Annotated in this window: 4 protein-coding genes; 1 reads left to right on the top strand and 3 read right to left on the bottom strand. The window is 74.6% G+C overall.

The window, feature by feature from the left end; all coding sequences use genetic code 11:
- Nucleotides 1-105: 105 nt before the first annotated feature.
- On the bottom strand, nucleotides 106-3,690 hold the full coding sequence (locus tag AB0C78_RS45935) for an alpha-N-acetylglucosaminidase TIM-barrel domain-containing protein (RefSeq protein WP_360761158.1): 3,585 nt from the start codon (nucleotides 3,688-3,690) through the stop codon (nucleotides 106-108).
- A gap of 118 nt (nucleotides 3,691-3,808) precedes the next feature.
- Between AB0C78_RS45935 and AB0C78_RS45930 the strand changes: the two genes are divergently transcribed.
- Nucleotides 3,809-4,996 carry an ROK family transcriptional regulator gene (locus tag AB0C78_RS45930; RefSeq protein ID WP_360761156.1) on the top strand — a complete coding sequence of 396 codons (1,188 nt, stop codon included), beginning with the start codon at nucleotides 3,809-3,811 and terminating at the stop codon, nucleotides 4,994-4,996.
- A gap of 32 nt (nucleotides 4,997-5,028) precedes the next feature.
- Here AB0C78_RS45930 and AB0C78_RS45925 read toward each other — a convergent pair whose 3' ends face one another.
- Together AB0C78_RS45925 and AB0C78_RS45920 are read right to left on the bottom strand one after the other, a co-directional pair.
- Entirely contained in the window at nucleotides 5,029-6,783 is a 1,755-nt protein-coding gene (locus AB0C78_RS45925; RefSeq protein WP_360761154.1) for a GMC oxidoreductase, read from the bottom strand.
- Nucleotides 6,780-7,553 (bottom strand): hypothetical protein, encoded by a 774-nt coding sequence (locus AB0C78_RS45920; RefSeq protein ID WP_360761152.1) that lies wholly within the window; start codon nucleotides 7,551-7,553, stop codon nucleotides 6,780-6,782. The genes AB0C78_RS45925 and AB0C78_RS45920 overlap by 4 nt, the downstream gene beginning before the upstream one ends.
- Between the last annotated feature and the right edge of the window lie 120 nt (nucleotides 7,554-7,673).

Raw genomic sequence — 7,673 nt, 5'->3', positions numbered from 1 at the left:
CCCGCCCCGCCGCCGCCACCGCGCGCCCCGCCCCCGCCCGCGGCCTCCCCCTCTGCCCCCGCGCGGGGGGGCCCCGGGCCCCCCCGCGCCCCCGCCGGGCCGGGGCTAGGCCACCGGGGTGCCGTAGACGCTGACCTCGGTGAGGTGGAAGGTGAAGTTGGCGGTGTTGCCGAGGCCGACGACGCGGATGTAGCGGGCCTTCGCCTCGGTGTTCATGGTGTCGCCCGCGTCGGTGGCGGGGTCGGGGCCATTGCGGCCGCCGAGGGTGAACCAGTGCTCGCCGTCGAGGCTGCCCTCCAGCCGGTAGGTGTAGTAGCGGGTGCCGTCGACGTAGTTGCGGACGTTGACGCGGGACACCGCGTTGACGGCGCCGAGGTCGACGCGCCACCAGGTCTCGCCGTAGGTCAGCTGGCCGCCCCAGTACGGCGAGTTGGCGCGGCTGCCGTCGTTGGCGGCCTCCGGCGGGCGTCCGGGCTCCGACGACAGCGCCGTCACCGGCTTGCGCAGGCTCTGGATCTCGTCGCCGGACCCGTCGCGGGCGGTGGCGGGCGCGGCGGCGACGCCGCCGTCGAAGCGGGCGATCGCCTCCTGCCCGGTGTGCCGGTTCACCGCGCTGACGAACATGCCGACGTCCTCGGCGCCGGACGCGCCGGCCACCCGGCCCGAGCCGACGACCGTCCAGTTCTCGCCGTCGGTGCTGCACGAGCCGGTCATGCGGTCGCCGTCCCTGCCCAGCCGCACGCGGACGTCCCCGGCGGTGAACCCGCCGACCTCGCTGACGTGGTCGAGGCGCCCGTCGCCGTCGGCGTCGTAGGAGAAGACGCAGCCGTGCTCGGGCGTGACGGCGATGTCGGCGTACCCGCCCGACCCGATCCTGGTGAGGTCGTTCGCGGCGACCAGGCCGGCGCGGGAGTAGGGCGACCCGCCGTCCAGCTTCGTCACCTTCGTGGCGACGGCGTGCCCGGCGGTGAGGCCGCCGCCGCTGTAGACGGTGGCGAACTCGTTGGTGGCGCCCCAGACGTCCTCGCCGCCGGCGGCGATCCCGATCGTGCCGCCGTCCTGCGCGTACTCGGCGGGCGCCGAGGCGGCCGTCTTGTAGGGCGCGCCGATCGTGCTCCCGCCGACCATCAGCAGGGAGTGCGCGCTCGCCTGCTCGGACTCGCCCTTGCCGCTGCGCCAGGAGACGGTTCCGTCCAAGGCGGGCAGGGCACCCGGTTCGGCGTCGGCGGGCGCGGTCACCGTCCACGTCGCGGTGGCGGTGCCTCCGGGGCCGACGTCGCGCCCGGCGGAGGCGGCCGACTCGCGGACGGTGTAGCCGCGCGGCGCCGACAGCTCGAACCGGACGCCGCCCGCGGCGGTCAGCGTCGACTGGTTCGTGAACGTTGCGGTGACGCGGACGGTGCCGCCCGGGGTGATCCCCTTCCGGTCGGAGGCGAGGGCGAGCGCGCCGGCGGGTTCCTCGGCGACCCGTGCCGCCAGCCGGTAGGCGTCGCCGTGCGGGTTGTCGGCGTAGCGGGTGCCCGCGTGGGCCCAGCTCTCGGCGACGGCGCGCCAGTCGATCTGCCGCGGTTCGGCGCCGGTCCTCATCGCGCGCTTCAGCTCGTCGAAGAACATCGCCCAGCGCTTCGCGTAGTAGCCGCCGACCAGGCCGTTGACCTCGCGGCGCGCGTAGTCCTGGAGGCCGGGGCTCTCGGTCTGCCAGAGGGTGACGAGCGACTTGAGGTCGTAGTCGAGGGCCGCGGCCTCCGTCCGGTCGGCGGCTTGCCGGGCGGCCTCGCTCTGCCAGGTGCCGAGCAGGAAGTTCGGGTCGGTGCCGAGGACCTCGTCCATGAGCTCGACCTCGGCCGACCACCGGTCGGTGAGCTGGTTGAACGCGGCCCTGTCACCGTCCTCGTAGGCGGTGCGGATCTTCGGCAGGAGCGTCCGGCTGCGGTTGGCGAGGACCTGGCGGGCGACGTCGACGAGGTCGTAGCGGTACGCGCCGGAGCGCCGCAGCCGCGGGTCGACCTGCAGCAGCTCGCGCAGCGCCTGCTCGAACTCGGCCGGATCGTACTGGAGGGGCGTCCCGGTGTCGGTCAGGCTCGGCTGGTCGTCGAACAGGGCCGTCACGTGCCGGGTGTCCTTGCCCGCCGGCCAGGCGTAGGCCGTGCGGCCGATGATCTTCCAGGCCGCGACGGCGTGCGGGTCGGCCGCGCCGTAGCGGGCGGCGGCGTACTCGGAGAGCCAGGCGTCCATGTCGACGGGCCCGTCCTCCCAGGGCATGTCGGTGAAGAACGCCACTGCGGCCGGGTTGTTGTCGATGGCCTCGGGCATCAGCGCGATGCCGTTCAGGGCGCTGCCCGGTTTGGTGCGCATGGCGTGGAACTTGGCGTTCCAGACGGTGAGCCCGGCGCCGAGGTTCTGGTGGCCGCCGAAGTTCCAGATCGTGCCGAACGCGTACTGGGTGCCGAGGAAGTCCTTCTCGCGGTCGGTGACGGTCGGCTGCTCGGTGATGCCGTCGACGATGAACATCCGCGACCGGTCGACGGCCTCGAGGGTCTCCTTGCGGGGGTTGCTCTGCCAGCCGAGGATCACCCAGAGGGCGCCCGGGTGGGCGGCTTCGAGCGCGTCCTGGACGGCCTTCGACGCGGGGCCCACCGGCACCGACCCGGCCCGGCCGCCCTCGTGCAGGAGGTCCATCTTGTACATGGTGCTCTGGCCGTACAGCTGGGTCTGCGCCTGGTAGAACGCCGCCGCGACCTTGCCGAACTCGGGGCCGGTGGGGTCGAGCCAGTCCGGGCGCTCTAGACCGTTCCACGTACCTTGCGGGACGGTGTTCGCGCCCGGGTTGCGGGTCTCGAAGTCGGTCGGGACCGTGCCGTAGTAGCCGGGCAGGACCGGCGTGATGCCGAGGTCGCGGAGCCGGTCGACGATGCGCCGGGCGAGCGCCGCGCGCCGGTCGATCAGCTGCTGGGAGATCGGCGAGCCGGTGCAGCACATGTTCTGCAGCAGCCACCACGCCTGGTGCGCGGGCTGCGGGATCCACTTGCGCATGTCCTCGGCGCTGTAGCCGAACTGCTGGAAGGCGCGCTGGTAGACGGCCTCCTGGCCCTCGTACACCAGCACCTCGTTGACGCCGTGCAGGGCGAGCGCGTCGATGCGGCGCTGCCACTCGTCCCAGCTCAGGTACGCGCCCGCGTAGCCCTCGTTGGTGTCGTTGAGCGCGAACCGGTGCGCGACGGAGGCGTCCTCCTCGATCGGCGCGGACGGCAGCGGCAGCCGCGCGGGCAGGTCGAGCTGCGCGCCGCCGATCGCGTAGTCGGCGTGCGCGACCTTGCGCAGGTACCAGCCGAATCCGGTGAGCTGGACGGCCGGGGACGTCCCGGCGATCACCAGCCGGCCGCCGGCGGCGGAGACGCGGAACCGGTCGGCGCCGGTCCCCTTGTCGATCGTCTGGAGGGTGATCTGGGCGGCCCGCGGCCTGCCGAGGATCCGTTCGAGGGCCTGGGCCGCCGGTCCGGCCTGGCTCGCGGCGGCGGCCGGCGTCGGTGCGGGAGCGGTCCGGGCGGCCGCGGGCGGCGCCGTCGCGGCGAACGGCACCACCAGTGCCGCCGCCGTCGCGACGGCGAGCGCCCGGAACCGCGTCCCGGCGCCGCGCCGCCTTCCCCGTGGTCGTGTGCGTCGTCTGTCCGGTCGCCGGCTCGACACCATGGCGGAACCTCCACCGCGCGGGGGTTTGTTAAAGTCCTTGAAATACCAGGACGAAGTTCATAATCAGTGCGCGGGACCGTCCGGTCAAGGGGGCCGGACGATCTTTCTCGGAGGGGCGATGGCAGAGGAACGCGCGGTCGGCACCCCGGTGCTGCGCCGCCTCAACACCGCCGCCGTGCTGCGCGCGGTGCGCGACTGCGCGCCCGAGCCCGTCCGGCTCGCCGAGCTGGTCAGGCTGACCGGCCTCACCCGCCCCACCGTCGGCCAGGCGGTGGACGGCCTGGTCGAGGCCGGGTGGCTGCAGCAGCACGACCCCGCCGCGGCGTCCCCGCAGGGCGGCCGTCCCGCGGTCCGGGTCTCGCTGCGCGGACGCGCCGCGCCCGTGCTCGGCCTGGACGTCGGCCCGCACACCGTCAGCGCCGGGATCGACGACCTCGCCGCCCACCGCCTCGCCGCGGTCCGCCTCCCCGTCGGCCGCACCGGCGCCGGGCGGCTGCTGGACGCCGTCGACGAGGCGGTCGGGCGCGCCCTCGCCGAGGCCGGGCTCGGCGCGGACGAGATCGCCGCGGTCGTCGTCGCCACCCCCGGCATCGTCGACCCGGCCTCCGGCCGGATCCTGCTCGCGCCGAGCGTCCCGGGCTGGACGTCGGTAAACCTGTCCGAGCACCTCCGGGGCCGGTTCGGCTGCCCGGTCCAGGTGGAGAACGACGCGAACCTCGCGGCCCTGGCCGTCGCCGGGGAGCGCAGCGGCGCGGGCACCCTGCTCGCCGTGCAGTGGGGCGAGCGGCTCGGCGCCGGCGTCGTGATCGGCGGCCGGCTGCACCGGGGCACGGGGTCCGCCGGCGAGATCGGCTTCATCCGGCCGCCCGGCGACGTCCCCGACACCGGCGACGGCCGCGGCCCCCTCGAACGGGCGATCGGCGCGGAGGCGATCACCGCGCGGGCCCGCCGCGCCGCCCGGGACCGTCCGGGGACCGCCCTGCGGGCCGACGGGCTCGACGCGGCGGCCGTGTTCGCCGCGGCCGCCGCCGGCGACGAGGCGGCCGTCCGGGTCGTCGACGAGGTGGCCGCGGCCTTCGCGCAGGCCATCGCCCCGGCCGTGCTGGTGCTGGCCCCGGACGCCGTCGTGATCGGCGGCGGCGTCGCCCGCGCCGGGTCCGTCCTGCTGACCGCCATCACCCGGCATCTGGGCGGGCTGACGCTCACCCCGCCCGTGGTGGAGTTCTCCGGCCTGGCCGAGGACACCGTCCTCACCGGCGCCCTGCGGCTGGCGCTCGACGAGGTCTGGGGACGGCTGCCGGTCTGACGCGGCGCTTCGGGAATCCGGCCGCGCGGCGGTCAGGCGCAGCGGGGATCGGTGGAGACCACGGGGTCCTCGCGGCCGACCCACCGGTGCCCGCCGAAATGCCGGACGAAGATCGTCTCGGCGGTGCGGGTGGCGAGGGCCTGCGTGGTGAGGGTCGGGTTCGGGCCGCCGAGGCTGTTGGCGAGCGCGGAGTTGTCGGCCACGTAGAGGCGCTCGACCCAGCGGCTCCGGGCGTCGGCGTCCAGCACCGAGTCGTCCGCCGACGGCCCCATCCGCATCGACGAATGGACGTGCAGCAGCAACGGCGCCCAGTCGAACCGGTAGACGCGTTTCGCGCCGGCCTTGCGGAGCAGTTCGGCGGCCTTGCGCGCGAGGAATTCGCGGGCGGCGAGCGTGTGCCGGGTCCGCTGCCGGGACCGGAACTCCACTTTCGGGATCGGCCCCTGCTCGTCGGGCGGGAAGGCCGAAAGGGTGACCCGGTTGTGCGCCTCGACGCTGTCGCCGGTGAGGACCAGGATGTTCAGCAGCCGGTCGACGCCGTTACCGAGGGCCTCTTTGAGTTCCGGGCCGATGACGCGGCCGGTCCGCCCGTCCCAGGGGCCGGTGAGACCCCGGCCGTTGCGGTACTGGCCGCGGATCCCGCTGTCAGACAGCGCCATCGTGAACGCCTGCATCGCCGGCGGAAGGCCGATGTTCTCGAGCGCGCCGTAACCGGGGAAATCGCAGCGGGCCGCGGAACTCGGGCCCCGCGATGACCCGGTGTCCTCGTCGAACAGGCCGGTGACCCCGTCGAGGAAATGGTCGGTGTAACCGCGCCCCACCCAGCCGTTGGGGTTCGGCAGCCCGCTGTTCAGCCAGAGCCGCGGCGTCTCGGTGGTGCCGCCGGCGAGGACGACGACCGCCGCGTCCTCCCGGTGCACCTCGCCGGTCCTGGTGTTCCGCCAGGTCACGCCCGTCGCGACGAGCTCGCCGTTCCTGCGTTCGGTGTGCACCTTCACGGCGGCCGAATCGGCCAGCAACGTGACGGCGCGCCCGTGCGGTGACCACGCGTGCGCGGTCAGCGCCATCGGGACGTAACTGTTGTCCGTGGAGCGTTTCGCGGCCTGGTTGCGCGGGGCCCCGGCCGGTTCCATGCACCCTTCGAGGCAGTAGCCGCAGAAGGTGCAGCCGGTGGCCCGCGGGTAGCGGAGCTTCGCGGGATCGCCGGTCCGCCCGGCGGTTCCGCCGGGCTGCAGGATCGCGTTCTCCTGCGGCCGGTACGACCATTCCTTGGTGTCCTTGGCCGTCTGGACGGGAATGCCGAGCTTTTCGGCGCCGCGGAAGAACACCGTCTCCTTGACGCCCATCGCCGCGGTCTGGACGGGCAGGGTCGCCTCCACCCACTCGTAGTACGGGACGAGTTCCCGGTAGGTGAAGGGAAAGGCGTGGGCCGTGTCGTAGCTCGCGCGGTCGGGACCGTCATATCCCTTGAACATTCCCGGGTAGGCGCGCGGCGAATTGCCGTAGTAGTGCAGGGTCGTGCCGCCGACGCCGGCCACCTGGAGCAGGAAGGAGTTCTGCGGCTCCTCCCGGAGCCATTCCGGTGCGGCGCGGTCCGACGGCCCCACGCGCAGGAAACCCGTGATGGGGTTGTTGGCGTCGTTCTCGTAGTGCGTCCATTCCCGGCGCGGGTGGGCGTGCCGGGCGCCGGCCTCCAGCAGCAGGACGTCCAGGCCGCGGGCGGCGAGTTCCTTGGCCACGACGGGGCCGCCCGCCCCCGCGCCGACCACGATCACGTCCCGGCTCATCCGGCCGCCTTCCTGCGCCCCTGGTAGTAGCCCCGGAACTCGGGCCGTCCCTCGGAGGCGGGCGTGTACCCGCTGACCCGCCAGCCGACCGGGCGGTCACGCAGCCGCCGCGTCGCCGGGTCCAGGACGCCCCATTCGGAGTAGCCGCCGAGCGCCGCCAGTTCCAGCAGCGCTCCGGCGGCGTACTTCAGCAGCCCCGACGCCGACCTCTTCAGCGGCTCCGGCAACTGGGCGTCCAGCGCCTCGACCAGGCGCGGGTCGGGGCCCTCCAGCAGCTCGAACACCTTCGCCTTCGCGCGGTAGGACAGGCGGGAGAACGGCGCGAGGAAGGGCCCGCCAAGCGCGCGCGGGTCGACGCGGAGGGCCTCGGCGTTCAGGATCAGCGCGGCAACCGGCGCCAGCGGGATCACCGCGTCACTTCGAGTCAGGACCGCGCCGGCCGGCGGCCCCAGCGCGGCGGCCAGCGCCGTGACCGGCAGGTCGGGGAACGGCAGGTACCGGTTCAGGTGGTGGACGAGGAACTCGGGCAGCCGCGCCTCGATCCCCCCGGGTTCCCCGCGCGGTGTGCCCTGGGCGCGCGAGTAGGCGTCCGGGCCCGGCATGACGAAGACGGCGAGGCCCTTCATCGTGTCGAGCGTCCAGTCGCCGAGCGGGTCGCCCGCGGCGCGCGCGTCCGGGGCCGCGGCGAGGTCGGGCAGGGACGCCGCCGCCGCGAGGAGTCCCGCGGCGCCCAGCAGCGTCCGGCGTTCGGGGCGTGGTTCGTCCGGCACGTGATCCCTCCTCCGGACGGCCAAGCTAACCCGGCCCGCCGCGCCGTTCTCCGCACCTCGTTGACAGGTTCGGGGCGCGGTTTCGGCACTCGGCCGCACATCGGCGGGGGCAGGGGCGCG

The sequence above is a fragment of the Actinomadura sp. NPDC048394 genome, assembly GCF_040651755.1.
Classification (GTDB): Bacteria; Actinomycetota; Actinomycetes; order Streptosporangiales; family Streptosporangiaceae; genus Spirillospora; species Spirillospora montaniterrae.
This window is presented reverse-complemented; position numbering and strand designations above follow the sequence as displayed.

Coding starts and splice junctions, on each gene's coding strand:
- AB0C78_RS45935 (WP_360761158.1), bottom strand. CDS start 3,690: ATGGTGTCGAGCCGGCGACCGGACAGACGACGCACACGACCACGGGGA.
- AB0C78_RS45930 (WP_360761156.1), top strand. CDS start 3,809: ATGGCAGAGGAACGCGCGGTCGGCACCCCGGTGCTGCGCCGCCTCAAC.
- AB0C78_RS45925 (WP_360761154.1), bottom strand. CDS start 6,783: ATGAGCCGGGACGTGATCGTGGTCGGCGCGGGGGCGGGCGGCCCCGTC.